General features: G+C 53.1%; 25 protein-coding genes and 2 pseudogenes. 13 read left to right on the top strand and 14 right to left on the bottom strand.

Going from position 1 to position 24,064, the window contains the following annotated elements:
• The first annotated feature begins 265 nt into the window (after nt 1-265).
• From ACG0Z5_RS18145 to ACG0Z5_RS18115, 7 genes are all read left to right on the top strand, one after another.
• Nucleotides 266-532 carry a helix-turn-helix transcriptional regulator gene (locus ACG0Z5_RS18145; RefSeq protein WP_271130711.1) on the top strand — a complete coding sequence of 89 codons (267 nt, stop codon included), beginning with the start codon at nt 266-268 and terminating at the stop codon, nt 530-532.
• Nucleotides 529-1,080: a host cell division inhibitor Icd-like protein gene (locus ACG0Z5_RS18140; RefSeq protein WP_271130712.1), complete on the top strand. Its 552-nt coding sequence runs from the start codon at nt 529-531 to the stop codon at nt 1,078-1,080. Before ACG0Z5_RS18145 ends, ACG0Z5_RS18140 begins: the two co-directional genes overlap by 4 nt.
• Nucleotides 1,077-1,304, top strand: a complete 228-nt coding sequence (locus ACG0Z5_RS18135) for a hypothetical protein (protein ID WP_271130713.1) — start codon at nt 1,077-1,079, stop codon at nt 1,302-1,304. The genes ACG0Z5_RS18140 and ACG0Z5_RS18135 overlap by 4 nt, the downstream gene beginning before the upstream one ends.
• Nucleotides 1,301-1,621 carry a DUF5375 domain-containing protein gene (locus ACG0Z5_RS18130; protein ID WP_271130714.1) on the top strand — a complete coding sequence of 107 codons (321 nt, stop codon included), beginning with the start codon at nt 1,301-1,303 and terminating at the stop codon, nt 1,619-1,621. Before ACG0Z5_RS18135 ends, ACG0Z5_RS18130 begins: the two co-directional genes overlap by 4 nt.
• 13 nt (nt 1,622-1,634) lie before the next feature.
• Complete coding sequence (locus ACG0Z5_RS18125; RefSeq protein WP_394449930.1) at nt 1,635-3,968, top strand: primase-helicase zinc-binding domain-containing protein; 2,334 nt, start codon at nt 1,635-1,637, stop codon at nt 3,966-3,968.
• A gap of 304 nt (nt 3,969-4,272) precedes the next feature.
• Entirely contained in the window at nt 4,273-4,779 is a 507-nt protein-coding gene (locus ACG0Z5_RS18120) for a DUF4431 domain-containing protein (protein ID WP_271130716.1), read from the top strand.
• Nucleotides 4,780-4,868: 89 nt separating this feature from the next.
• Nucleotides 4,869-5,483: a hypothetical protein gene (locus ACG0Z5_RS18115; RefSeq protein WP_271130717.1), complete on the top strand. Its 615-nt coding sequence runs from the start codon at nt 4,869-4,871 to the stop codon at nt 5,481-5,483.
• 622 nt (nt 5,484-6,105) lie between these two features.
• On the opposite strand, the gene ACG0Z5_RS18110 is transcribed toward ACG0Z5_RS18115, so the two are convergent.
• Nucleotides 6,106-6,354, bottom strand: a complete 249-nt coding sequence (locus ACG0Z5_RS18110; protein WP_394449928.1) for a helix-turn-helix transcriptional regulator — start codon at nt 6,352-6,354, stop codon at nt 6,106-6,108.
• A 122-nt stretch (nt 6,355-6,476) separates the two neighbouring features.
• On the opposite strand from ACG0Z5_RS18110, the gene ACG0Z5_RS18105 reads away from it, so the two are divergent.
• Nucleotides 6,477-6,740 carry a helix-turn-helix domain-containing protein gene (locus ACG0Z5_RS18105; RefSeq protein ID WP_394449926.1) on the top strand — a complete coding sequence of 88 codons (264 nt, stop codon included), beginning with the start codon at nt 6,477-6,479 and terminating at the stop codon, nt 6,738-6,740.
• Nucleotides 6,741-6,855: 115 nt separating this feature from the next.
• Here ACG0Z5_RS18105 and ACG0Z5_RS18100 read toward each other — a convergent pair whose 3' ends face one another.
• Nucleotides 6,856-7,116 carry a helix-turn-helix domain-containing protein gene (locus ACG0Z5_RS18100; protein WP_394449924.1) on the bottom strand — a complete coding sequence of 87 codons (261 nt, stop codon included), beginning with the start codon at nt 7,114-7,116 and terminating at the stop codon, nt 6,856-6,858.
• A gap of 223 nt (nt 7,117-7,339) precedes the next feature.
• On the opposite strand from ACG0Z5_RS18100, the gene ACG0Z5_RS18095 reads away from it, so the two are divergent.
• The 3 genes and pseudogenes from ACG0Z5_RS18095 to ACG0Z5_RS18085 form a co-directional block, all read left to right on the top strand.
• Nucleotides 7,340-7,666: a helix-turn-helix domain-containing protein gene (locus ACG0Z5_RS18095; protein ID WP_394449922.1), complete on the top strand. Its 327-nt coding sequence runs from the start codon at nt 7,340-7,342 to the stop codon at nt 7,664-7,666.
• 93 nt (nt 7,667-7,759) lie between these two features.
• Nucleotides 7,760-8,080, top strand: coding sequence for a helix-turn-helix domain-containing protein (locus ACG0Z5_RS18090; protein ID WP_394449920.1), 321 nt, complete (start codon nt 7,760-7,762; stop codon nt 8,078-8,080).
• Nucleotides 8,081-8,295: 215 nt separating this feature from the next.
• Nucleotides 8,296-8,430: pseudogene (locus tag ACG0Z5_RS18085) on the top strand (STM2901 family protein); the annotation flags it as partial.
• A 23-nt stretch (nt 8,431-8,453) separates the two neighbouring features.
• On the opposite strand, the pseudogene ACG0Z5_RS18080 reads toward ACG0Z5_RS18085, so the two are convergent.
• The 3 genes and pseudogenes from ACG0Z5_RS18080 to ACG0Z5_RS18070 all read right to left on the bottom strand — a co-directional run.
• Nucleotides 8,454-9,305 (bottom strand): annotated as a pseudogene (locus ACG0Z5_RS18080) (class I SAM-dependent methyltransferase); the annotation flags it as partial.
• 10 nt (nt 9,306-9,315) lie between these two features.
• Nucleotides 9,316-9,573, bottom strand: a complete 258-nt coding sequence (locus tag ACG0Z5_RS18075) for a YjhX family toxin (protein ID WP_014882342.1) — start codon at nt 9,571-9,573, stop codon at nt 9,316-9,318.
• 241 nt (nt 9,574-9,814) lie between these two features.
• Nucleotides 9,815-10,198 carry a VOC family protein gene (locus ACG0Z5_RS18070; protein WP_319628334.1) on the bottom strand — a complete coding sequence of 128 codons (384 nt, stop codon included), beginning with the start codon at nt 10,196-10,198 and terminating at the stop codon, nt 9,815-9,817.
• 137 nt (nt 10,199-10,335) lie between these two features.
• Between ACG0Z5_RS18070 and fos the strand changes: the two genes are divergently transcribed.
• Nucleotides 10,336-10,740: a fosfomycin resistance glutathione transferase gene (gene fos, locus ACG0Z5_RS18065; protein WP_394449918.1), complete on the top strand. Its 405-nt coding sequence runs from the start codon at nt 10,336-10,338 to the stop codon at nt 10,738-10,740.
• Between the two features lie 230 nt (nt 10,741-10,970).
• On the top strand, nt 10,971-14,492 hold the full coding sequence (locus ACG0Z5_RS18060) for an AAA domain-containing protein (RefSeq protein WP_394449916.1): 3,522 nt from the start codon (nt 10,971-10,973) through the stop codon (nt 14,490-14,492).
• 79 nt (nt 14,493-14,571) lie between these two features.
• On the opposite strand, the gene ACG0Z5_RS18055 is transcribed toward ACG0Z5_RS18060, so the two are convergent.
• The 9 genes from ACG0Z5_RS18055 to fliE all read right to left on the bottom strand — a co-directional run bounded on the left by ACG0Z5_RS18055 (nt 14,572) and on the right by fliE (nt 23,945).
• A complete protein-coding gene (locus ACG0Z5_RS18055; protein ID WP_394449914.1) occupies nt 14,572-16,665 on the bottom strand; it encodes an EAL domain-containing protein in 2,094 nt (697 codons plus the stop codon).
• A gap of 307 nt (nt 16,666-16,972) precedes the next feature.
• The gene (locus tag ACG0Z5_RS18050) at nt 16,973-17,380 is read right to left on the bottom strand and encodes a flagellar protein FlhE (RefSeq protein WP_394449912.1); all 408 of its coding nucleotides are present in this window, start codon (nt 17,378-17,380) and stop codon (nt 16,973-16,975) included.
• Nucleotides 17,377-19,479, bottom strand: a complete 2,103-nt coding sequence (gene flhA, locus ACG0Z5_RS18045; RefSeq protein ID WP_394449956.1) for a flagellar biosynthesis protein FlhA — start codon at nt 19,477-19,479, stop codon at nt 17,377-17,379. The genes ACG0Z5_RS18050 and flhA overlap by 4 nt, the downstream gene beginning before the upstream one ends.
• Nucleotides 19,479-20,624 carry a flagellar biosynthesis protein FlhB gene (flhB, locus tag ACG0Z5_RS18040; RefSeq protein WP_394449910.1) on the bottom strand — a complete coding sequence of 382 codons (1,146 nt, stop codon included), beginning with the start codon at nt 20,622-20,624 and terminating at the stop codon, nt 19,479-19,481. The genes flhA and flhB overlap by 1 nt, the downstream gene beginning before the upstream one ends.
• Nucleotides 20,625-20,642: 18 nt before the next feature.
• Complete coding sequence (gene cheZ / locus ACG0Z5_RS18035) at nt 20,643-21,278, bottom strand: protein phosphatase CheZ (protein ID WP_394449908.1); 636 nt, start codon at nt 21,276-21,278, stop codon at nt 20,643-20,645.
• Between the two features lie 11 nt (nt 21,279-21,289).
• Nucleotides 21,290-21,676 carry a chemotaxis response regulator CheY gene (gene cheY, locus ACG0Z5_RS18030; protein ID WP_394449906.1) on the bottom strand — a complete coding sequence of 129 codons (387 nt, stop codon included), beginning with the start codon at nt 21,674-21,676 and terminating at the stop codon, nt 21,290-21,292.
• The gene (locus tag ACG0Z5_RS18025) at nt 21,666-22,754 is read right to left on the bottom strand and encodes a chemotaxis response regulator protein-glutamate methylesterase (protein WP_394449904.1); all 1,089 of its coding nucleotides are present in this window, start codon (nt 22,752-22,754) and stop codon (nt 21,666-21,668) included. Before ACG0Z5_RS18025 ends, cheY begins: the two co-directional genes overlap by 11 nt.
• Nucleotides 22,751-23,605 (bottom strand): CheR family methyltransferase, encoded by an 855-nt coding sequence (locus ACG0Z5_RS18020; RefSeq protein ID WP_394449902.1) that lies wholly within the window; start codon nt 23,603-23,605, stop codon nt 22,751-22,753. The genes ACG0Z5_RS18025 and ACG0Z5_RS18020 overlap by 4 nt, the downstream gene beginning before the upstream one ends.
• 16 nt (nt 23,606-23,621) lie before the next feature.
• The gene (fliE, locus tag ACG0Z5_RS18015; protein ID WP_394449900.1) at nt 23,622-23,945 is read right to left on the bottom strand and encodes a flagellar hook-basal body complex protein FliE; all 324 of its coding nucleotides are present in this window, start codon (nt 23,943-23,945) and stop codon (nt 23,622-23,624) included.
• Nucleotides 23,946-24,064 lie beyond the last annotated feature (119 nt).

Below are 24,064 nucleotides of genomic sequence, written 5' to 3'. Positions count from 1 at the left end.
ATCTTCCCCAATGCGTTCCTGATTTAGGCTTTATTCAGGTTGATATATTTTTTTTTATCGCCAAAACAATTAAGGGATCGTGCAGTGAAGTGCAATGAAATGCAAACGTATACAAAATCATTGCTATAGCTTGAAAATCAATCAGTTATGGGGTGTGGTAGTTAAAAATAATTTGTTGCCCCGAGCCAAAATATTCACAAAATAGATAGCTACCCGAAGCCGGAAGGACACGTCCGGCACTGTATAGATTTTATGAGGTAGCCCGATGCACACTGCTTTTTCTTCCCCGTCTTCTGCCCCCGCCGCACCAATGATGCCGGTCTCAGATGCCGTTCAGGAGCGTTTTCTACGCCTGCCTGAAGTGATGCATTTGTGTGGTATCTCCCGCTCCACCATCTATGACCTCATCAGCCGGAATGCCTTTCCGCAGCAGGTATCCCTCGGCGGCAAAAATGTTGCGTGGCTTCACTCCGAAATTGCCGCGTGGATGGCCGATCGCATCGCCGCCCGTAACAGAGGCTATGACGCATGAAGAAGGCTGCGCCGCAAAAATCCCCTTTTTCTGGCTTGCATCTGTTGTTTGTTTCCTGGTACAGTTTTCCCGCTGTCGCAAAATCGGCAGCCGGGCGTAGGAACCCGAGTTACTTATTGGCGACAACAGACGCGCCTTGCGTCTTTTTTTACGTCGTTGCTCAGGCACACCCATTTTTCGGGCTGTGGTGCTTATACCTTAGCCCCTGTCAGATAATGGTGGTCCGGGCGGGGCAGCCTTCGGGCTGGCCGGTTTCCAATAAGGCCGGTATTCCTACCCCCGTTCGGGCCACCACCCATGAGTGTAGGAACTCCAGTGGTGGCATTTACCGCTACTTATTGGAGGCTGCCATCATGGCTACAATCCTCACCCCGTCTCACCCGCAGTTTGTCTTTGTGTTTGCCGCCGTCCGTCGCGCAGACCGTAAACCCCGTATCTGTATGATCCGTACTATTGCCGGTGATGAGTGCTCTGCACGCCGTGCCCTTATTCGCGAATATGTTCTCTCGTTTGCTGGTCGTCTGCCGGTAGCGGAGGTGCATGTATGAATCAGCCTTCTCTCACAATCAAAGATCTCGAATGTCTCGAGCACCTGCGCAACGTCGGCCAGTTCGTCAGTGAAATGTCGCAGGTACAGGACTGTACTTCCGTGCGTCGGGATCCGGCGCAGCAGTCACAGCTTTCCTCTGTGATTTACCTCATGACTGCTCAGCTCGACAGTGTGGTCGAACGCTGTAATCAGCGCTGGCTCACCGGGGAGGCAAACGTATGAAGCAGCCATTAACCCCGGCTTTACGTGTCGCCCTCTACCGCCGGGCCGTCGCCTGTGCCTGGCTGACCGTATGCGAACATCAGCACCGCTATCCGCGCCTCACCCTCGACACGCTGGAAAGCGCCATGACTGACGAACTCGAGGGCTTCTATCTGCGCCAGCACGGTGAGGAAAAAGGCCGTCAGATTGCTTGTGCGCTGCTTGAAGATTTGATGGAAGCCGGGCCACTGAAAGCTGTGCCGTCACTGTCCTTTCTCGGGCTGGTCGTGATGGATGAGTTATGCGCCCGCCACATCAACACACCGGCACTGCACTGAGGGAGAAAACGCCATGAAACTGAACGTTACGGAAACCGTCAAACAGGCGAGCGGCCACTGGCTGCGCATTCTCCCGGCGCTGGGGGTGAAGGTCATTAAAAACCGGCATCAGGCCTGCCCGGTGTGCGGCGGCACTGACCGTTTTCGCTTCGATGACAAAGAGGGGCGCGGCACGTGGTTCTGTAACCAGTGCGGCGCGGGAGATGGCCTGAAACTGGTTGAGAAGGTCTTCGGTGTGAACCCGTCAGAGGCGGCCGGGAAGGTAAATGCCGTCACCGGCAATCTGCCGCCGGTCACTCCTGAAGTAATGGCCGCAACAGACGCTGAAACTGAGGCTGGTCGCACAGCGGCCGCAAAACTTGCTACGTCACTCATGGAGAAAGCTCGTCCGGCCACCGGCAACGCCTATCTGACCCGCAAGGGCTTCCCTGGTCGCGAATGCCTGACGCTGACGGCCACGCATAAAACCGGCGGCGTGACCTACCGTGCCGGTGATGTGGTGGTGCCGCTGCACGACGGGGCCGGCGCACTGGTAAATCTCCAGCTCATCAATGCTGACGGTCTCAAACGAACGCTGAAGGGCGGGCAGGTGAAAGGGGCAAGTCACATCATCGAAGGACAGAAACAGGCCGGAAAACGCCTGTGGATTGCGGAGGGCTACGCCACGGCTCTGACCGTGCATCAGCTCACTGGTGAAACCGTCATGGTGGCGCTGTCGTCCGTGAACCTCCTTTCTCTGGCAAGCCTGGCCCGGCGAAAGTACCCGGCCTGTCAGATTGTGCTGGCGGCCGACCGTGACCTCAACGGCGACGGCCAGACCAAAGCCGCTGCGGCCGCAGAAGCCTGTGAGGGCGTAGTGGCCCTGCCGCCGGTGTTCGGCGACTGGAACGATGCGTTTATGCTGCATGGCGAAGACTGCACCCGCCGGGCGATATACAACGCAATTAAGGCCCCGGCCGTCAGCCCGTTTGAGACTATGAGTGAGGCAGAATTTACTGCCATGAGTACCAGCGAGAAAGCGATGCGGGTGCATGAGCATTACGGCGAAGCGCTGGCCGTCGATGCGAACGGCCAGCTCCTTTCCCGCTATGGGGCGGGTATCTGGAAAATTATCCCGCCGTCTGATTTTGCCCGTGACGTGGCCGGGCTGTTTCAGCGTCTGCGCGCCCCATTCTCGTCCGGGAAAATCGGCTCGGTAGTCGACACCCTGAAACTTATTATTCCGCAGCAGAACTTCCCGGCGCGGCGGCTGATTGGCTTTCGCAACGGCGTGCTCGATACCGGCACCGGCTTATTCAGCCCGCACAGCAAATCACACTGGCTGCGTACCCTGTGCGACGTCGATTTTACCCCGCCGGTGGAGGGCGAAATGCTGGAATCGCATGCGCCGAATTTCTGGCGCTGGCTCGACCGTGCCGCCGGTTTTCGGGCAGAGAAGCGCGATATTATTCTCGCCGCACTGTTTATGGTGCTGGCGAACCGCTACGACTGGCAACTCTTTCTGGAAGTGACCGGCCCCGGCGGCAGCGGGAAGAGTATTCTGGCCGAAATCGCGACCATGCTCGCCGGGGAGGATAACGCCACCTCAGCGACCATCGAAACGCTGGAATCACCACGTGAACGCGCCGCCCTGATAGGTTTCTCGCTGATTCGACTGCCTGACCAGGAGAAATGGAGCGGCGACGGCGCAGGGCTTAAGGCCATCACCGGCGGCGATGCCGTGTCGGTTGACCCGAAATACAAGGATGCGTATTCGACGCACATTCCGGCGGTCATTCTGGCCGTGAACAATAACCCGATGCGCTTCACTGACCGCAGCGGCGGTGTCTCCCGTCGCCGGGTGATTCTGCACTTCCCGGAACAAATCGCCCCTGAAGAGCGCGACCCGAAGCTGAAAGACAAGATTGCCCGTGAGCTGGCCGTCATTGTGCGCCAGCTCATGCAGAAGTTCAGCGACCCGATGAGCGCGAGGACGTTGCTACAGTCTCAGCAGAACTCCGACGAGGCACTCAGCATTAAACGGGATGCTGACCCGACCTTTGATTTTTGCGGCTACCTTGAGGCGCTACCGGAGCCTGACGGGATGTTTATGGGGAACGCCAACATTATCCCGCGCCAGCCCCGGCTCTACCTGTATCACGCCTATCTGATTTACATGGAGGCGCACGGCTATAAGAACACTCTCAGCCTGACCATGTTCGGGAAAGGACTGTCGTCCATGCTCAAAGAGTACGGGCTGAACTATGACAAGCGGCGAACCAATCAGGGGATGCAGACCAATCTGGCACTCAGGGAGGAAAGTAATGCCGACTGGCTGCCGAAATGCGATGAGCCCGCAGCGAAATAACCTATCTCAGACCGGCTATGCCGGTCATTTTTTTCTAAAAAACGGCAAAAGTGAACTGTGTGAATATTTTTCGTGGAAAAGTTTTTCTTTCTATTCATCATTACCTTTCACGTATAGTCCAATTCGATTAGGGTGATCGTTTTGGGAATAGATAACAGTCATATTGATGAGCTGATAACTGCAATGATGTGCTAGAGCGAAGCAAGGGTATGCGATTGTTTTGATTGCTTGAAAGCTTTGGGCTAAAAGACAATGATGATTGTACCCGCAATCCCTATAATTTAGTTTAAGAGAGGCAATAACTGTGGTTGCATTTTTATCGAGTGATTCATGGCAAGGAATAGGCGTTATAGTTTCAATAATTATTGCTGTTATGGGTGTCCTTTTTTCTCAAAATATCCGGAGAAAAGTATTTAGGTCGAAAAATTCATTGTTTTTAGAAAATTCTAACGTTCCAAATGAACTCCTAGAAGGGCAATTTACCACCTTATTCGGAAAAGTAAGAGAGGAGGTGTTTCCCGGCCCCCCGAATTATGAATCAATAAATAATGGTGACAGGCCTCAGTTTTATTGGGTTTTGTATGTGAATTCACCGATTAGTTTGGTAGGGCGGAGCATGGAAAATGGTGCGCTATATGAGAATGGAAATTCATGTATGTTCCAATTGAATCTCACGGATGCAATTTATGAAAATCGCCTTGATATTCTCGGGAAGTACGTGAAGGTTGATGGAGATATCTTCTTTGGACATTCTGGGCATCACAAAACTAAAGCTGTGTTAAATGTTAACTCCATTCATGTTTTGAGATAGGTAATATAATTGCATATTTTATAATATGTTTATAGATTACAGTGAGTGTCATGATTGTTTACTGTGTTAAATCAAGCAAGGAGTTTATCGTGAAGGATAGTTCGTCGAGGAGGGTTCGATGTTTCCATCTCTGGATTCAAATTATTACACAAATCACAACGATAATTGCAGCTGTTGTCGTCGGGCTTTGGGGTTATTATTCAACTATTTATGTGAAAAAAGAAAAAGAAGTTACAGAATATACGCTAAAAGAATTAAAGCAGAAGACTACTCAAACACCGCATATTCAGGTAAAGGTCGATTCGATTGTTCAGCCTATCGAAAATGGCCAAAAATTACTACAGATCAAGGTCACCCTATCAAATCTTGGTACCAAAGAAAGTAGAGTTACGCTGGACGATGATTCCTTGACTTTGATCCCTATTAAATTCACCGAGGGTAAACCAGCCTTTCAGGAACCAATTAATCTCCTTTCAGGACGTTATACGGGTACCCTTAACAGAATGCCACTTCAATTCGTTAATATCGGTGCTGGCGAAAGTTATGAGCTTACATTTGTGCATAGCTTAAGCAGCGCTGGCACTTTCCTGATCCATTTTCTCGCTCTTAACGGTATAAGCCCCTCAGCGAATGAGCTTTCAGCTACTAATGGTATTCCATACAAATATTCCGTGGGAGTGGATGAATATATCATTGTAAAGTGAAAATGGTGGCTGGAATAGCTAGCAATTAAATAATTACAATAATTATCATTCAATTGCTAATTAAATGAAAGAAGCATGCGTAATCTGTATAGTAAAAACACTCTATAGTGATCGGAGATAGGATAACCTTCCAATCTAAAGTTCCCCAAACTCTACATCTTGAAATGAACAATACTCCTGTGTCCGAAGTAAATTACTAGTACATACCAGTATGCCGAATTTTGGCTTTGCTGTAGTTATGGTGAACAGTAAAGTGTTCACTATTCACCAACCATTCACGCTGTATCATAATGAAAATTAAGATAAAAAATACAGAGTGAACAGTGTGAACAGTTTTCCTGAAAAAAAGTTTTTTTCTGTTCCGGTTCGGATCCGAGTAACGGATCCAAACCAAGTAAGAGATTTTTTGGATTTTTTCTATAAAACCAACAAGTTGAGGTAGATATGGTCACAAAAAATGATGGGGGCACAAAAGGGGGCACATGAGACAGTCCTTATTAATTTTTCGTTTAATTTCATTGTGTTGAATTGATATTTGAGTCCGGCCTTCGCACCGTATTATAATATGATTTCTATGTGTCATTTCACTTAATTAACCGGCCTCGTTAATATGATGTCAAATTTACGCTATCCTAAACCACCCCATCACCACCTCTGCCAAATCATCCTCAACCGTATAAAAGTAACAGGATGGAACATTCAGCACTTCAGCGAGTTTGCACGCCAAAGCAAAATCTGGTGTGTGGATGCCTCTTTCGTATTGGTTCATCCGTGCGCTGGCAGTGGCTTCGTCGATACCCGCAAGAATGCCTAACTTTTGCTGTGAAAGACCTGCTCTTAAACGTGCTTCTTTTAACCGATGCGGCAACATGATGATCCTGAAAAGTCTGGAAACAGAATCATGATTCTGGTAGCTGATAGTTGAAAATGCACTAAGTTATGCTTAGTATTTATGGTTAAAATGTATACTGCGGCTAGCCTTTAAGGAGTGATATGCAGAAAAGAACTGATATGCATCCGGCTGATATCATTGCGCAATTGCGTAAGCGCAACTCGTCGCTGGCGGCGCTATCTCGTCAAAGTGGTTTAAGCTCTTCCACGTTGGCGAACGCGCTTAACCGACCATGGCCGAAAGGTGAGTGTTTGATTGCCGATGCGTTAGGTGTTGAGCCGTGTTGCATCTGGCCCAGCCGTTATTACGATGAGAACGGAAAATTAATAGATCGTCGTGAATTAATCCGTGGGAAGAATAAATAAAAACAGATTTGTGCTGACCAGCCCCGCCTATCGATGGGGCAAGTTCAATACTTCATACGTGTGTTCGCTTTTAACGCTTAGGCCAACATCATTTCCTGTTTCTCTTTTCCTGAAATTACTTCCCAGCTCCCTTTCTTATCAACTCCCGTCTTTCCACCAACACCCCATCCCGAAAATACCGGCTAGGCCAAATCACCGACGGGTGTACTCCTATCGCTTCGGCTATCAAATACTCCCCTTTGGGCCACTCTCGTGTCAGTGCGTTTGCCAGCGTTGATGAGCTAAGCCCGCAAGCGCGAGACACGGCTGCCAGTGATGTTCCTTTCTTGCGTAACGAGGCGATGATATCCGCCTGGTGCCAGTCTTGTTTGTTCATGATTCCCTCCATGCGACGAAAAGTAATGTGATGTGCTAACAATGAAATGCTACGAGATTCGTAGTTTTATATCCATTACAAAAACTACGAATTTCGTAGTTTTGCGATCGTTCGTCATTTTTCAATGAAAGACCTATGTAACAAGAACTTATTGGAAACCGCGGCACATCAGTTACGTTTCTCGTAGTATCGGGAAACGTATAAAGCTACGACTATCGTAGCTATGAACGAATCCACTACCTACCAACAGATTTTTTGCCTGCGTCTGAAACATGCCAGGCTGGCGAAAGGTCTCTCGCAGAAGAAGCTCGGCATGCTTGCCGGGATAGACGAGTTTGTCGCAAGCACCAGAATCAATCGATATGAGCAAGGCGTTCATCAGGCCAGTATCGAAGTAGTGCATCAACTCGCGAAAGCGCTTGAAGTGCCGACGGCGTATTTCTATACCGATGATGACGACTTGGCATTGTTGCTGTTCAACTGGGAGCGGATAGAGCCTGAGTTGAAGAACACATTATTGACATCTCTTCAGGCTGAACCTTTTAAGTAAAGTCGAATTAACAAAAACTTATTTGAAATCCAGCATTATGAGTTACGTTTCTCGTAGTATCGGGAAACGTATAAAGCTACGACTATCGTAGCTATGAACGAATCCACTACCTACCAACAGATTTTTTGCCAGCGTCTGAAACATGCCAGGCTGGCGAAAGGTCTCTCGCAGAAGAAGCTCGGCATGCTTGCCGGGATAGACGAGTTTGTCGCAAGCACAAGAATCAATCGATATGAGCAGGGCGTTCATCAGGCCAGTATCGAAGTAGTGCATCAATTAGCCAAAGCGCTTGAAGTGCCGACGGCCTATTTCTACACCGATGATGACGATCTGGCATTGTTGCTATTCAACTGGGAGCGGATAGACCCTGAGTTGAAGCGAAATTTATTGGCATCTCTTAAACCAGATTTATAAGGTCCAGCCGTTATTACGATGAGACCGGAAAGTTAATAGATCGTCGCAAATTAATTCGTGGGATGAATAAATAAGTTCCAGTAATTATGTCTAGCGGGGATTTTATTAACCGAAAATAAAATCCCCGTTCTTTTAATTCAGAGCGTTAGATCTCATATTGTCCTTTCATGCGCCGTTATGATTGCGTTCCACAAAGGATCGACAAGGGACTGAACGTGGATACGGTCGAGGAACTAAACGGGACATACTTTTATGCAGGCCATTCTAATCTGACGGCAACAGAGCTATTTTTCATGGTGTTCGTAATGACGACGGCCAATCATTTTGGGGTGAAAGATATTACAGCCATTGCTTAAATCCTTTGGTCAATCGGGTCTTCAGAGTGGGGCGCTTTCTCCGCCAGCAGTGCAAAAAGTTTGCCCTCAAACGTCTCGCTTACCGGCCATTCGTGGCTGTCCGGGCGCTGCAGGACGTTAAAGCCCGCGTTACCGAGCAGGGAGACATAGTCGTCATCCCGCCAGGCCGTCATCTGGCTACCAAAGCGGGTAGTACGCCCGCTTTCATCTATCGCCCAGAACTGCGTTGAGCTGGTCTGGGCCTCTTCATCCCAGGCATTTTCGGTTAACAACAGATGAGGCACCGCAAGGAACAGCCCGTGCGGACAACGCTGCCAGCTCGCCGGGGCCATGCCCTGACGCTTAATTTCATCAAAAGTATGAACTTCAGCGAGCAGCCTGCCGCCCGGCACCAGCCATCGCGCGCAGCGGCTGAATAGGGCCTGAGCGTCTGCGGCACTGAATACATTCAGCTCTCCGAAGGTCATCATGATGAAATCGAACGGTGCTTGCGGGCAGTAGGTGCGGATATCCTGCTGGATGTAATCAATGTTCTGGCCCGCGCGTTGTGCCTGCTGGCGTGCCCATTCAATGGAGGCTGGTGAGAAGTCCACGCCCGTGCAGCGAAATCCACGTTCGGACAACAAACGTGTATAAAATCCGGGCCCGCAGCCGAGATCCAGAATGCGTGCGCCAGCCGGTAGCTGGCTGGCAATCCACGCGACCTGTTGTTCAATCACCGTTAGCCTGCGGCTGGCCCAGTCATGATCCTGCGACAGATGGTTCTCCAGCATGCGCTGGCTAAAGGCCGGTTCGTCCCAGGGGATTTTGCTTTCATCCACAGACAGCTGCAGGTAACCGGAAGCAGTAATAAGGGTGCTGATATCCATAAAGCGCTCCTTAGCGATTATCAAGCTGGGCGCGAACGTTGTTCAGCCCAGTGGTATTAATGCGGTAGGGCTGACCGTTGACCGACTTAATCAGCTTCTTGGTTTTGAGTTTTTTGAAGACGGCGAGGGTGCAATCGGTGAGCAACAGCCCTTCGCGGCTGTAGCATTCAACGGATGTGACACGGCCTGACGCATCGCGAACGTGCGCAATACGGCCGCCTTTGGCGAGAACGTGTAAGGTACGTTGTTCCTGACGGGATAAATTCATACTGGAAAACCTGTTTAATCATCATGTGCAAAACGTGCCAACACACAGCGGTGTTCGCATTCGATTTCGGCGCATTGATAATCAGTCCGGCCTGAAAAGGTCGGGAGCTGATTATCGGATGATTACATTCTCCAGCATCAAAGCCTCAGGTTGAGTTGATAGGTATTTACGCGGCGAAGGATAACACCTGGTTTTTGTATGTGAATAGCCGGAGGGCCAAAGTGTGATCCCTACACACCACTTATCCCACCAGTTCCACCCCATTCCCGTCCGGGTCGACGATCACCGCTTCGTAGTAGCCATCCCCGGTCATCCGCGGGCCGCTTTTCAAAATCCCTTCTGCGCGGGCCTTATCCGCCAACGCATCCACGGTCTGACGGTCGCCGACGTTGATGGCGATATGCGCCCAGCCGCAGAACTCGCGGTTCTCGGGGGCGTCTGGCAGGTTAGGGAGGGTCATCAACTCAATCGTTGGGCCATCGGCAAGGGTAATAAAATGCGAGGCAAAACCCGGTCGGTTTTTGCTGAGATACTTCTCGTTGGCTTTCCCGCCAAAATATCGCTGCCAGAAGGCGGCCTGTGCCTCCAGGTCGCGGGTCCACAGGGCTACGTGCGCAATCTTCATGGTTATCTCCTTGAATGCAATCTCTCGATTATGCATCCACTGACGCCGGGCCGATATCGCCCGCTGTTCAGGATGTGATCGCGATGGGGAGGAATGCTACTCTGCCTGTCCGCTAACTTCATTATGGATACCACGCGATGCTCACCGGCCTGAACCATCTCACGCTTGCGGTCACCGACCTTGCCCGCAGCATTGATTTTTATCAGCAGCAGTTGGGGCTGCGGCTGCATGCCCGTTGGAATAGCGGGGCGTATTTTAGCTGCGGAGCGCTGTGGCTGTGCCTGTCGGTCGATACGCAGGTGTCGGATAAGCGCGATTACACCCACTATGCCTTCAGCATTGCCGTCTCGGAATTTACAGGGTTCGTGGCACGTCTTGAAGCGCAAGGCGCGGTGATGTGGAAGGACAATAAAAGCGAAGGGGAGTCGTTCTATTTTCTCGATCCTGACGGCCATCGGCTGGAACTCCACGTCGGGGATTTAGCCCAGCGTGTGGCGGCCTGTCGCGAGAAACCCTATGCCGGGATGGTGTTTTTTGACTGAATAGTAAAGTTCATATCACCGTCGCCTTCATCCCCTCAGTCGACTCAGGCTTGGCAAACATATAGCCCTGCCCCCAGGCGATGCCAATATCCCGAATGGGGGTCCAACTCTATTTCCTTCCGATCGTTAACAAATTATTGCGATCGTGCTCGCAACGTGGACAATGATTAACCATGTGTTGCGTTTATATTAACGAAATCAATAGTTTTACTTAAGTCATGGGATGGGAAATGGACAGGAATACTCAGAGATTCGCATCATACTGGCGTAATTCGTTAGCTGATGCTGAATCTGGGAAAGGGGCATTTTCGCGGAAGGATGAGGATTTATTCACCCAGTGGATGAATATCACCACAGGAAGGCTAGATGAAGAGATCGTACGCGCGTTTTTTAAAGATGAAGATGATGCGGTTAAGACCGTTGAGGTACTTTTACGGCCTAAAGTATGGATCCTTTTAATAAAGCATGGCAAAGAGCTAACCGCTGGCGCGCCAGGTATCGTCACACCATTGATTACCCCAGCACTTCTTAACCGCGAAGGTTTCCTCTTTCCTACCGCACCCGCCACCATTCCACGTGATCTGCTTGAGCCGCTTCCCAAAGGTACCTTCTCAATTGGTGAGATGGCGCAGTATGACCAATACAAAACCACGCATAACTCATCTACTTTTGGTGATGATGACGCACAAGAACGCCTTAACGAGACAGATGAACAGCGTGCAGAGCGTTATGAAAAATATCTTCACCAGTGGGAAAAGTACCTAAATCAGGCCGACGATCTTTTAAACAATGTTGCCGGGCTGTGGAGTACAACTCACGAGCAATATATACCGGCTGAATATGGCTATATTGTTAAAGCAAAACAGTCTGGCGGAGCCAGTATCCATATTCTCCCCCTGTACGATCATTTGCAGGTGTGCCAAAAAGACGTTCCGTTACTGTCGCGCTTTGCTTCAACGGAAATGCCTCTCGTAGAACCTATCCTAAGTGCTAATACAAAATTCAGCGAACGTCTGGGGTATTCTGGCGACACGTTCCCTTTGGCTATGTCTCAGCGTGATGCCCTAAGCCATTATCTCACTCAGCAGTCGGGCGATATCCTCGCAGTTAATGGCCCGCCGGGAACCGGAAAAACTACACTGGTTCTGTCTATCATAGCCACTGAATGGGCAAGGGCTGCTCTCAACAAAACCGAACCACCAGTTGTGATTGCTACATCGACCAACAATCAGGCTGTGACCAACATTATTGAAGCCTTCGGTAAAGATTTTGCTACCGGCACTGGAGTAATGTCAGGGCGCTGGTTACCTGATCTGAAAAGCTATGGCGCTTACTTCCCTTCGTCGAGTCGGAAGGCGGCTGCAGTTGATAAATATCAGACGGAAGATTTTTATAATCGAATTGAATCTCGTGAATATATTGAACTTGCGCAGGCTTACTATCTTGAGAAGGCAAAGGCGGCGTTCCCATCGGAAGATTGCGGTTCTCCCGAGCGCGTCGTAGATCTTCTGCATGAGTGTTTAACAGATCACGATACTCTCCTTAAACAAATCGAATCCGCATGGAAAAGACTTAATAGCATCCGCGAGGAGCGCCGTGCTATCAGCGAAGAAATCGACCAGTATATTCAGGACAAAAATGGGTTACTGCTCGCCAGCACGAATGAAATCGCGCAGTTAACTGAGGGAAAAAAGCAGTGGCAACAGTATCGTGCTGGTGAGTCGATGGTGTATGCATTTTTCTCATGGCTCCCAGCTATTCGTACTAAGCGCCAATATCAGATTAACCTTTTCCTGGAGTCGACGTTTGGTACCAGAATGGCCGAGTTTCACGGCAACGTCCCAGAAAATGTCGATACTTATATTGATGGTCTGATTGCTCAGGCACAAATAGAGCAGGCTGAATATCAACAGCAAATCGATTTTGCTCAGGATGTTTCACGACGGGAAAGCGAGGCTGTTAAATCCTGGCAGGACCTGAGTCGAACGCTGGGATATACAAATGACAAGGAACTGAGTCTGGCAGGAGCCGACGAACTTGCTGATACGCAAATCCGTTTCCCTGCGTTCCTGCTGGCTACTCATTATTGGGAAGGACGATGGCTGATGGATATGTCAGCGATTGATAATCTTCAAAAAGAAAAAATCCGCCGTGGGGCTAAAAGTGTTAAGGCCCGCTGGCAGCGTAGAATGAAACTTACCCCCTGTGTAGTCATGACCTGTTACATGTTGCCTTACCATATGAAAACCAGTGAGTTTATCGGTGGGGCTAAGAAATATGATGATAACTATTTATATAATTTTACCGATTTGCTGATCGTCGACGAAGCGGGTCAGGTGCTTCCAGAGGTTGCTGCATCCTCCTTTGCGCTGGCAAAAAAAGCGTTAGTGATTGGCGATACAGAACAGATTGCGCCAATCTGGAACAGCCAACCTGGCATTGATATCGGCAATATGGTGGAGGAGAATATTCTCCCCGGTGGTACGCAAGAAGAACTCACGGACGCATATGCAGTGGTGTGCGATTCTGGAAAAAGTGCTGCATCTGGCAGTGTGATGAAGGTTGCTCAGTTTAGCTCACGCTACCAGTATGACCCTGACTTTGCTCGCGGAATGTACCTCTATGAGCACCGTCGCTGCTTCGATAACATTATTGGCTACTGCAACGCTCTCTGCTATCACGGTAAGTTACAGCCCAAACGAGGTGCGGAAAAGGAGACCATATTTCCAGCAATGGGCTATCTGCACATTGATGGAAAAGGGATGCAGGCAAACGGCGGAAGCCGCTATAACGAGTTTGAGGCAGAGACAATCGCAGCATGGCTGGCGACTCACAAAGAGGACATTGAGCGTCATTACTGCAAACCCCTGCACGAAATGGTAGGCGTTGTTACGCCATTTTCTGCACAAGTTAACGCTATAAAGGCGTCATTACGTAAGTTGAATATTAATTGTAGTGGCGATGAAAAATCACTGACTGTGGGTACCGTGCACTCCTTACAAGGTGCTGAAAGGGCGATCGTGCTTTTCTCCCCAGTCTATTCTAAACATGAAGACGGCGGGTTTATCGACAGCGATAGCAGCATGCTTAATGTTGCCGTCTCCCGCGCGAAAGATAGCTTTCTTGTCTTCGGTGATATGGATCTATTTGAGATCCAGCCGAGTTCTTCGCCGCGAGGATTGTTGGCCAAATACCTGTTTGCTTCCACCAGTAATGCATTGCAGTTTGAGTTTCGGGAGCGCGTGGATTTAAATGCATCGCAAACTCAAATCTCTACTCTGCACGGCGTTGAGCAACACGATGCATTTCTGAACCAAACATTTGGCACTATAGGGAAGAGTATTACCATTGTATCCCCTTGGCTAACCTGGCAAAAACTGGAACAAACGGGTTTCTTAACGTCGATGATTCATGCGCGCTCACGCGGTATTGGTATCACCGTGGTGACGGACAGAAATTTTAATACCGAGCACACCGACTACGAAAAGCGCAAAGAAAAGCAACAGCGTCTTCAAGCTGCGCTGGATAAGCTAAACGAAATGGGTGTCACTACCAAGCTGGTCAACCGCGTACACAGTAAAATCGTGATTGGGGACGAGGGGCTACTGTGCGTAGGTTCGTTTAACTGGTTTAGTGCCACACGAGAAGAGAAATATCAGCGATACGATACGTCGATGGTATATCGTGGCGAAAGCTTAAAAGACGAAATTACAACGATTTATAACAGCCTGGAAAAGCGCCAGTTCAATTAATAGCGCTATTCACTTAGAAGGGGATCGGCGTTCTTCACTGAGACGTCGAACCCCAACTCACACCTTCACTTCCAACCCTTCAATCGATGCCGCATTGATTTTTCTCCAGCACCCGACACATCTCGTCAATCGGCAGCGGTCGCCAGAATAAGAAGCCCTGCGCCAGATCGATGCCCACCGAGCGCACCAGCGTCATCTCGTGTTCGGTCTCAATCCCTTCGATCAGGATCTGGCGCAGCTCATCTTCGGTCTCTACCCCTTCAATCACCACGTGGCATTCGGTCAGCCGACAGAGTTTGGTGACCTGATTTAAGAACTGCAGACCGCCTTTTTTGGACAAGCCCTGTACCAGCGAGCGGTCGAGCTTAATTTTGTCCAGCGGGTAGCGCGTCAGGTAGTTAAGCGTCGAATAACCCGCCCCAAAGTCATCCAGCGCAATTTTTATCCCGTGCTGCTTGAGCTGGCCGAGAATAAACGACACCTGTTCCGGGTTGGTTAGCGCCTGAGACTCGGTAATCTCCATCTCCAGCGTCCAGCCTGCGGGCAGCGGTTCACTCAAAATGCGCGAGATAACGTTGAACAGCCGCGGGTCATGCAGCGTCTGCGGGGAAACGTTTACCGATAGCGTCATGTCGCGGTAGTCGCTCAGGTGTTCACGCAGGTAGCCTACGGCCTGTTCCATCACCCAGAAGTCGATATCGGCCATCGCGTTCAGGCGGTTGTAATCGTCTAAAAAGTAGGGCGGGGTGAGGGTGCCGTCGTTGCCCTGATGGCGAATAAGCGCCTCCATACCGATGATTCGTCGGTCGCTCAGGCGCACCTGCGGCTGGAAGTAGAGGACGAAATGGCCGCTGGATTGCAGGGCATACACGCGGTCCAGCGCCTCCAGATAAGCTTTCTCTTCGGTCAGCGCGCGGTGATCGGGGACCAGCTCCAGATTGGTGGGTTGCATGAACAGATGCTGATCCGGGGCGTTCTTTTTGCTGAGGGTCCAGCGCTGAATAAAGGGCGCATAAATCATCGCCCCGACCACGATAATCAGCAGGTTCAGCGCGATGGCCGCCAGAGAGCCGTTGGTGCCAATCCAGGTGCTGATGATCGGCGGCACACTCCAGCTCACCGTCTCGGAAATGGTGGGCACCAGATGCCATGCGGTGGCGGTGTAGGCGATGATGTAGGAGACCGCAGGCACCAGCACGAAAGGGATGATCAGCAGCGGGTTCATGACGATCGGCAGGCCGAAGATCAGCGGTTCGTTGATGTTGAATATCGCCAGCGGCAGCGACGGGCCAAGAATATGGCGATGTGAATTATCTTTGCTGAACAATATGCACAGCAGCAGGCTGAGGGTATTGCCGGTGCCGCCCATGGTGCACCAGATGTTGTAAAACTCCGGACTCAAAATATTGAGCGATTCCTGGCCCGCGTGCCAGGCGGTAATATTGGCCTGTGCCTGGGCAATGAAATGGCTGTCGATATCGCTAAAGATGAAATAACCGTGGATGCCGAACAGCCACGGAATGCAGCGCAAAACGATATACAGCAACCCGGTAGCGAAGCTCTGCGGATAACTCTGCTCCAGGGTGTGGCGGATAATCGGTGCCAGTGGGTTCACTATTTCCTGCATCAGGGTATTCACCACAAAGGCGAAAACGGAAATCATCACCACGGAAAACAGAAACAGGGCGAAGTGTTTCTTGTTGCGCGTTTGCAGGCGGGGCTGCTTATCCACGGCACCAATCACCCGGTCTAATAATGTATTGACCACCAGGCCGGATAACAGCGCGACCGGAATCGAGATATCCATAAAAAAAAGCCGATCGTGGCTGATGGCGCAGCTGATAAACAGCAGGCTACAGAAATTGACCGTCAAAAAATGCACCACCGAACGGTGATTACGAATCGCCCAATGCAGCGCCATAAAGGCGTTCATCAGGATCGGCATAAAATCCATCAGCGTTTGCTGGAGCTGTTCCAGCCAGCTGGCAAAAGCGACCCATCCCAGATGGGCGGCAATAACGGAACTCACCAGAAGCAGCGCGCGAATAATGACGAAGGGAACAATGGCTAACGAACTGGCGACGATGGCGCGGATAATGTTGTTGTTAAACAGCACCGCCTTACTGGTGTTTAATTGATAAATAAAATTGTTGTGTAGCCATGTCTTCACCATCGGGATAACCACCGTTTGACAGGTTTGCCAGATATTTTAGATATATTTCGATTCGCTGTTTCGGAATGCGGCGGGAACAGTCTGATCGCCTGAATAATGGGGTGCAGGGTATTCAGCGACGGGCTGAATATAACCATATAACGGTATTGTCGATCAATAGAGAATAATTAATAGGTTTCCTTGATAGGGCTCGGTGATCAATTGCAGGGCAGCGATCGGTATAAGCTATTGATGTGTTGCTATTTTTGTGGGTTATGTGTGAGTTGTGTGTTATTTGTTTAAATTATGTTTGTGGCGTCCTGAGCCGTCAATTTACCCGGTATTCCACCGTAATCTGATTACTCAGCACCCCCAGCGGGGGATACAGCGGCCCGCGTGCGACGGAGAGATATTCAAAGCGGTACGGGCCCGCCGCCGGGTATCCGGCAGGCAGGGTGATTTCCCCGCGCAGGCCGGGCAGCGCCACGCAGCGATGGCCACTGCAAATCTGGATACGAAAGCCCACGGGCGTCGGGCCATCCGGGGTGATTTTCCACGAGAGTCGCGTGGCAACGGCCCCTTTTGGCAGGGCAGAGGCCGCCTGAATGGGGCGGCTTTTTAAGGTCTGCTGCCCACGGGTCAACGTGCCGCCAAAGCTCTGGCTGGTCCAGGAGCCGTTCGCCGCCTGTGCGACCGGGGCGATGAACAGCAGGGCGAGAATACCTGCGCGGATCATGCTTTCCTGCCTATCACCCACGTCATGCGCACGTTGCGCTGGGTGTTAATCTCCTGGCTGGAGAGTACCGCCATCTGCGGGAAGATACGGCGCAGGTAGCGCGACAGCATCAGGCGCAGGGAAGGATTGACCAGCAGCACCGGCGGCGCACCGAGGCCCTCCTGGTGCAGCAGCGCCTGTTCGGTCTGCTTCATCAGGTTCTCGGCAATGCCTGGTTCGATGGCGCTCCCGCTCTGGGTGGCCTGTACCAGCAGCTGTTCCAGCGACAAATCGAGGCCTATCACCTGAATATCGTCTTCCCCCGGGAACCACTGCTGGGTGATGGCGCGCGCCAGACGGGCACGCACCCGGGCGGTGAGGTCGTCGGCATCGCTGTGGCTGGTGGCAAACTCTGCCAGGGTGTCGATGATGGTGCGCATATCGCGGATCGGCACCCGTTCGGACAGCAGGTTTTGCAGCACCTTATGCAGCGTGGTCAGGCTAATGACCGCCGGGATCAGATCTTCGACCAGCTTCGGCGAGTGTTTGGTGAGCTGATCCAGCAGCTGCTGCGCCTCGTGGCGGCCAAACAGTTCGTCGGTGTGGGTGGCAATCAGATGGTTCAGGTGCGTCGCCACTACCGAACTGGGGTCAACCACGGTATAGCCCAGGGTCTGCGCCAGCTCGCGATGCACTTCATCAATCCACAGCGCGGGCAGGCCGAACGTCGGCTCGGCGCACGGTGTGCCCGGCACTTCGCCTTCGGCGCAGCCTGGGTTAATCGCCATCCAGCGATCGGGCTGGATCTCACCGTGGCCGATCTCCACGCCCTTGAGCAGGATCCGGTAGCGCGTCGGCGGCAGATCAAGGTTGTCGCGAATATGTACCGCCGGGGGCAGGAAGCCCATCTGCTGGGCGAACTTCTTGCGGATGCCGCGCACGCGGGTCAGGAGCTGGCCCTGCTGCTCGTGGTCAACCATTGGGATCAGCCGATAGCCCACTTCCAGCCCAAGGGTGTCTTCCATCTGCACGTCAGACCAGGTTGCTTCGTTGACCTGCGCCGCTTCGGCTTCCGCCATTGCCGGGTCATCGCTGCCAGGGCGAGCCGTCCCCGGCGCTTTTTGTTCGGCCTCGCGACCGCGCAGCCACCAGGCCAACGCCAGCAGTGAGACGGTAAACAACAGGAATACAACGTTCGGCATCCCTGGGATCAGGCCGAGCAGGCCAATCACCCCTGCCGCCAGCGCAATCACGCGCGGGGAGGAAAACAGCTGGCCGACCATCTGCTCGCCGACGTCCTGATCGTTGACCACGCGGGTCACCACCACGCCCGCAGCGGTGGAGATAACCAGGCCTGGGATCTGCGCCACCAGACCGTCGCCGATGGTCAGCAGGGTGTAAGTCTCGCCCGCCATGCTCGCCGACATGTCATGCTGCATCACGCCGATGATCAGCCCGCCGATGATGTTGATCGCCATGATCATCAGCCCGGCAATCGCATCGCCGCGCACGAATTTACTCGCCCCGTCCATCGATCCGTAAAAATCGGCTTCCTGGGTGACTTCTTTTCGGCGGCGTTTGGCTTCCTCTTCGCCAATCAGCCCGGCGTTGAGATCGGCGTCGATCGCCATCTGTTTGCCCGGCATCCCGTCGAGGGTAAATCGCGCCCCCACTTCGGCGATACGCCCGGCCCCCTTGGTGATCACCATGAAGTTGATGATTATCAGGATAATGAACACGATGATGCCGATGGCGAAGTTGCCGCCGACCAGGAAGTGGCCGAAGGCTTCAACCACCTGTCCCGCCGCACCCGCGCCGGTGTGGCCGTTCATCAGGATAACCCGGGTCGAGGCGACGTTAAGCGCCAGCCGCAGCAGGGTGGAGAACAGCAGCACCGTCGGGAAGGCGGAGAAATCCAGGGTGTTCTGACTGAACATCGCCACCAGCAGGATCATGATCGACAGCACGATGTTAAAGGTAAACAGCAGGTCCAGCACGAAGGTGGGCAGCGGCAGGATCATCATCGCGAGGATGGTCATGATCAGCACCGGACCCGCCAGCACCTGCCACTGAGTCTCCTTCATGTTTGGTAATCGTAATTTGGTGGCGATATTGGCCATCACTCTCTACTCTCTTGTGCAAAATCCAGCCCTTCGGGCACCGGAATATTTTTCGGGGCCAGCGGGCGTAAGCCGTAGCCTTTACGCCAGCGGCGCAGGCCATAAACCCAGGCCAGCACTTCCGCCACGGCGTTGTACAGTTCGGTTGGCACCGGGGTGCCAGGTTCACAGTGGCGATACAGCGCCCGGGCCAGCGGAGGCGCTTCCAGCATCGGCACGCGGTTCTCTTCGGCAAGCTCACGAATACGCAGGGCGACGAGGCCCGTACCTTTCGCCACCACCATCGGCGCACCCATGCTGCCTTCCTGGTACTTCAGCGCCACTGAGAAGTGGGTCGGGTTGTTGACCACCACGTCGGCGGTCGGCACGTCGGTCATCATCCGGCTCTGTGCCATCTGGCGTTGCAGCTGGCGTATACGGCCTTTGAGCTGCGGGTCGCCTTCCTGATTTTTGAACTCGTCCTTCACTTCCTGCCGGCTCATACGCAGCTTCTTCAGGTTGCTCCAGATCTGGTAAATCACATCGAAGGCCACCATCGGGATCAGCGACAGGATGATCACCAGCATGCAGTTAATCAGCAGTTGGCTGATGTCGCTCAGCGCCATACCGAGCGGCTCAAACATCAGGCCAATAAAGGTGTTTTTGTTGAGCAGTAAAAACAGCGTGCCGCCGATACCGGCCAGCAGCACTTTCAAAATCGCTTTCACCATCTCCGACACCATCTGGGCGGAGAACATGCGCTTGATGCCGCTCAACGGGTTGAGCTTTTTGCCGTTGAACTTGATGGCCTTGCCGCTCAGGTTCAGGCCGCCAATCATCATCGGCGCGCTGACGGCGGTAAGAAACAGGCCGCCGACGAACGGTAGAATCGCCAGAAACGCCATCCCGATAAGCGACGAAGCGTGATGCAGCATCTGTTGGGGGTCGCTCACCAGTAACCGGTCAAACGTCAGGCCGTTATGCAGCAGGTGCATCAACCGGATGCTCAGATAGTCGCCCCCCGCGACGATCAGCCCCCAGCCGACCAGCAGCATCGCCAGGGTGGTGAGTTCACGGGAGCGCGGAACCTGTCCCTCTTCTCGCGCCTTCTGTTTTCGGTGCGGTGTGGGGTCTTCCGTTTTTTCGTTATCGCTTTCCTGGGACATGGCGCACGCCTGGCTTCATCAGAAGCCGAGGGACTCCAGCAGGTCATCTACCTGCTCCTGAGAAGCCACAATCCCGTCCACGGTGGTGTTAATCTGCGGGCCATTTTTCAGGTTGGCGTCGCTTTCTTCCGCGCTGGCGTCACGTTCACGCATGTTCTCCACCAGCACGCTGATTAGCTCTTTTTCGACGGTTTCAATCACCAGCATCAGGCTTTGCAGCACTTGCCCGGTGAGATCCTGGAAGTCCTGCGCCATCATGATTTCGGTCAGTTGGCGGTTAGTCTGCTGGGTGACGTCCGGCACCTGGTGCAGAAACGCGCGGGTGGCTTTCACCAGGTCGCGGGCATCGTCCAGCGGCTGAGGCTCGGCGAACCATGCGTCCCACCGGCCGCTCAGTTCGCTGGCGCTGTCGCTCAGGCCGTCCTGTAACGGACGGGCGGCCTCGACGCTGGTCAGGGCGCGATCGGCGGCCTGCGAGGTTTTGCCGACCACGTAGTTCAAGCGGTCGCGGGTGTTGGGGAAGGCGTCGGCCACTTCCATGATCGCTTGTTCAAGGCCGAGGTTGGCCATGCTGTTACGCAGCAGGCGGGTCAGTTGCCCGATGCGTAAAAAGAGATCTTTGGTGTTTTCAGCAGATTGCGGATTGTTGTGCATCGTCCTCGCCCTTATCCCAGCTTTTCAAAGATTTTGCCGAGCTTCTCTTCCAGCGTGGCGGCAGTAAACGGCTTCACAATGTAGCCATTGGCCCCGGCCTGAGCGGCGGCAATGATGTTTTCGCGCTTGGCTTCGGCGGTGACCATCAGCACCGGCAGTTTGGCCATCACCGGGTCCACGCGAATGGTTTTCAGCAGCTCGAGGCCGTCGATGTTCGGCATGTTCCAGTCGCTGACCACGAAATCAAATTCGCCCGCGCGCAGTTTGTTCAGCGCATCCTGACCGTCTTCGGCTTCTTCGATGTGCTTGTAGCCCAGATCCTGAAGCAGATTACGTACGATGCGTCGCATGGTGGCAAAGTCGTCCACCACCAGAAAACGCAAATTTTTATCCGACATGGGGTTTATCTCCTGAACGTCGTGAGTCGGGTTTATCTCGTTGTTTGCTATCGCTAAAACTGTCCAGCAACCGCTGGCTGATATCGTCCAGGTCGACCACCTGGTGCGCCGCGCCCAGCGCAATCGCTTCGCGCGGCATGCCAAACACCACGCAGGTGGCCTCGCTTTGTGCCAGGGTGTACGCCCCGGCGTGGCGTAAGCGTAAAAGTCCCCGCGCCCCGTCGCCGCCCATGCCGGTCAGAATGGCGGCGCTGGCGTGGCGGCCCGCATGTTGGGCCACCGCGTCAAACAGCACGTCCACCGACGGGCGATGCCGATTGACCGGCGGAGCGTCGCTGAGTCTGACCAGGTAGCCCTTGCCGTGCCGCACGATGTGCATATGTCTGTCGCCGGGGGCGATCAGCGCGGTGCCCGGCTGCACCGGCTCCCCGTCTTCGCCTTCGCGCACCCGAATCTGGCACAGCGAATCGAGGCGCTGGGCGAACGAGCGGGTGAAGCCCGACGGCATATGCTGGGCAATCACAATCCCCGGGCAGCTCAGCGGGAGCGGCATCAGCACCCGGCGCAACGCTTCGGTGCCGCCGGTTGAAGAGCCGATGGCGATAATGTTCTGCTGGCTAAAGGTCCCCGCGCGCAGCGGCGCTCTGACCGGCTCCACGCTTGGCAGGCGATGCAGACGGGCGTGGGTGGCGGCCCGAATTTTCTCGGCTACCAGCACGCTCCAGTGCTCCAGATCGCCCGCCACGCGCTGATCCGGCTTCGGCAGAAAATCCACTGCGGCGTGTTCCAGCGCGGTCAGCGTGGCCTTTGAGCCCCGGGTGGTCATTGAGGAGATCATCACCACCGGCATCGGGCGCAGGCGCATCAGACGCGCAAGAAACTCCAGACCGTCCATCTTCGGCATGTCGATATCCAGCGTCAGCACGTCCGGGTTGAGCTTTTTAATCATCTCCCGGGCGATCAGCGGATCGGGCGCGGTGCCCACCATCTCCATATCGGGCTGCTGATTGATGACCGCACTCAGCAGGTTGCGCATCAACGCCGAGTCATCCACCGCCAGCACGCGTATCCGCTTCAACGCGCCGTCTCCGTCAGTTCATACACCGACTGCCCGCGCAGGCGCAGCGGCAGGTGCGAGTGGCTGAAATGCTCCGAATGGCCGACAAACAGCAGGCCGCCCGGCTTGAGCAAACGGGCAAAGCGTTCCAGCAGGCGCACCTGAGTCGGCGCATCGAAATAAATCATCACGTTGCGGCAAAAAATCGCATCGAATGGCCCCGGCACGGACCAGGTAGCGTCGAGCAAATTGAGCGGCTGGTAGTGAATACCTGCCAGCAGTTCGCGTTTCACTTTCACCCGCTCGCTGTTCTCGCCGGATCCGCGCAGAAAATAGTGGCGCTTTTGCGCCAGCGTCAGCGACTGCAAATCGCTCAGGCGATACACCCCGGCTTCGGCTTTGCTTAGCACGTCGGTATCAATATCGGTGGCCCAGACGCGCGGCCCGCCAATCGCCGCCCCGAGACATTCATCAAGGGTAATCGCTATCGAGCACGGCTCTTCCCCGGTCGAGGCCGCCGTACACCACACCCGGTAGCCAGCCCCACGCTGACGCGCGTGCGCGGCGAGCGTGGGAAAGTGATACGACTCGCGGAAAAACGAGGTCAGGTTGGTGGTCAGCGCATTGATAAACGTCTGCCACTCCGGGTGGTCCGGATGGGATTCAAGGATCCCCACATATTCGCTGAACGTATTCAGCGCCAGTTCGCGTACCCGGCGTGAGAGGCGATTAAAAATCATCTCCCGTTTTTGGGCGTTAACCACAATGCCCGCCCGGCGATATATTAATTTCGCGATCCGCTGTAATTCACTGTCGGTTAATACCAGGCTATGGCGCGATAAGCGCGCAGAGGTGACGTTAATTTCACTCATAGAACAACGTTGCACCTTATACCGGGGTATTCATTATTTCCTGATAAGCACTCAGCATTTTATTGCGGGCCTGCATACCAAAGCTGAAAGAAATAGAAGATTTCTGCATCGACAACATCACGTCGTTCAGACCAATATCGCTACTGCCGGACATCCACTGTTGCGTGGTATTTTTGGCGTCCAGCTGGGTTTTATTTATTTCGTTAATGCTGTTAAATAAAACGTCAGAAAACGACGGCGTCTTTGCCGCGGCTGCCGGGGCAGGGCGCGATACGCCGGACAGTTGCTGGGCCTGGCTTTGGATCTGATCGAGGACCCCACGCATTAATGTTGCTGACATATTCACTTCCTGCATTAATAAAGAAAACGCTGCATGTTATTGCACATCTTTTAAACGCCGACAGCTTACCATGTGAGTAAATCCGGCAGAAAATCCGATAAGCGGACAGAACTTTGAGC

The sequence above is a fragment of the Scandinavium sp. M-37 genome (assembly GCF_043558715.1).
Lineage (GTDB): Bacteria > Pseudomonadota > Gammaproteobacteria > Enterobacterales > Enterobacteriaceae > Scandinavium > Scandinavium vulneris_A.
Note: the sequence above shows the minus strand (reverse complement) of the source record. Positions and strands in the feature narration are given on the sequence as shown.

Excerpts from the sequence above, each read along its gene's own strand:
- ACG0Z5_RS18145 (WP_271130711.1), top strand. The coding sequence starts at position 266 with ATGCACACTGCTTTTTCTTCCCCGTCTTCTGCCCCCGCCGCACCAATG.
- ACG0Z5_RS18140 (WP_271130712.1), top strand. The coding sequence starts at position 529 with ATGAAGAAGGCTGCGCCGCAAAAATCCCCTTTTTCTGGCTTGCATCTG.
- ACG0Z5_RS18135 (WP_271130713.1), top strand. The coding sequence starts at position 1,077 with ATGAATCAGCCTTCTCTCACAATCAAAGATCTCGAATGTCTCGAGCAC.
- ACG0Z5_RS18130 (WP_271130714.1), top strand. The coding sequence starts at position 1,301 with ATGAAGCAGCCATTAACCCCGGCTTTACGTGTCGCCCTCTACCGCCGG.
- ACG0Z5_RS18125 (WP_394449930.1), top strand. The coding sequence starts at position 1,635 with ATGAAACTGAACGTTACGGAAACCGTCAAACAGGCGAGCGGCCACTGG.
- ACG0Z5_RS18110 (WP_394449928.1), bottom strand. The coding sequence starts at position 6,354 with ATGTTGCCGCATCGGTTAAAAGAAGCACGTTTAAGAGCAGGTCTTTCA.
- ACG0Z5_RS18105 (WP_394449926.1), top strand. The coding sequence starts at position 6,477 with ATGCAGAAAAGAACTGATATGCATCCGGCTGATATCATTGCGCAATTG.
- ACG0Z5_RS18100 (WP_394449924.1), bottom strand. The coding sequence starts at position 7,116 with ATGAACAAACAAGACTGGCACCAGGCGGATATCATCGCCTCGTTACGC.
- ACG0Z5_RS18095 (WP_394449922.1), top strand. The coding sequence starts at position 7,340 with ATGAACGAATCCACTACCTACCAACAGATTTTTTGCCTGCGTCTGAAA.
- ACG0Z5_RS18090 (WP_394449920.1), top strand. The coding sequence starts at position 7,760 with ATGAACGAATCCACTACCTACCAACAGATTTTTTGCCAGCGTCTGAAA.
- ACG0Z5_RS18075 (WP_014882342.1), bottom strand. The coding sequence starts at position 9,573 with ATGAATTTATCCCGTCAGGAACAACGTACCTTACACGTTCTCGCCAAA.
- ACG0Z5_RS18070 (WP_319628334.1), bottom strand. The coding sequence starts at position 10,198 with ATGAAGATTGCGCACGTAGCCCTGTGGACCCGCGACCTGGAGGCACAG.
- fos (WP_394449918.1), top strand. The coding sequence starts at position 10,336 with ATGCTCACCGGCCTGAACCATCTCACGCTTGCGGTCACCGACCTTGCC.
- ACG0Z5_RS18060 (WP_394449916.1), top strand. The coding sequence starts at position 10,971 with ATGGACAGGAATACTCAGAGATTCGCATCATACTGGCGTAATTCGTTA.
- ACG0Z5_RS18055 (WP_394449914.1), bottom strand. The coding sequence starts at position 16,665 with ATGGTGAAGACATGGCTACACAACAATTTTATTTATCAATTAAACACC.
- ACG0Z5_RS18050 (WP_394449912.1), bottom strand. The coding sequence starts at position 17,380 with ATGATCCGCGCAGGTATTCTCGCCCTGCTGTTCATCGCCCCGGTCGCA.
- flhA (WP_394449956.1), bottom strand. The coding sequence starts at position 19,479 with ATGGCCAATATCGCCACCAAATTACGATTACCAAACATGAAGGAGACT.
- flhB (WP_394449910.1), bottom strand. The coding sequence starts at position 20,624 with ATGTCCCAGGAAAGCGATAACGAAAAAACGGAAGACCCCACACCGCAC.
- cheZ (WP_394449908.1), bottom strand. The coding sequence starts at position 21,278 with ATGCACAACAATCCGCAATCTGCTGAAAACACCAAAGATCTCTTTTTA.
- cheY (WP_394449906.1), bottom strand. The coding sequence starts at position 21,676 with ATGTCGGATAAAAATTTGCGTTTTCTGGTGGTGGACGACTTTGCCACC.
- ACG0Z5_RS18020 (WP_394449902.1), bottom strand. The coding sequence starts at position 23,605 with ATGAGTGAAATTAACGTCACCTCTGCGCGCTTATCGCGCCATAGCCTG.
- fliE (WP_394449900.1), bottom strand. The coding sequence starts at position 23,945 with ATGTCAGCAACATTAATGCGTGGGGTCCTCGATCAGATCCAAAGCCAG.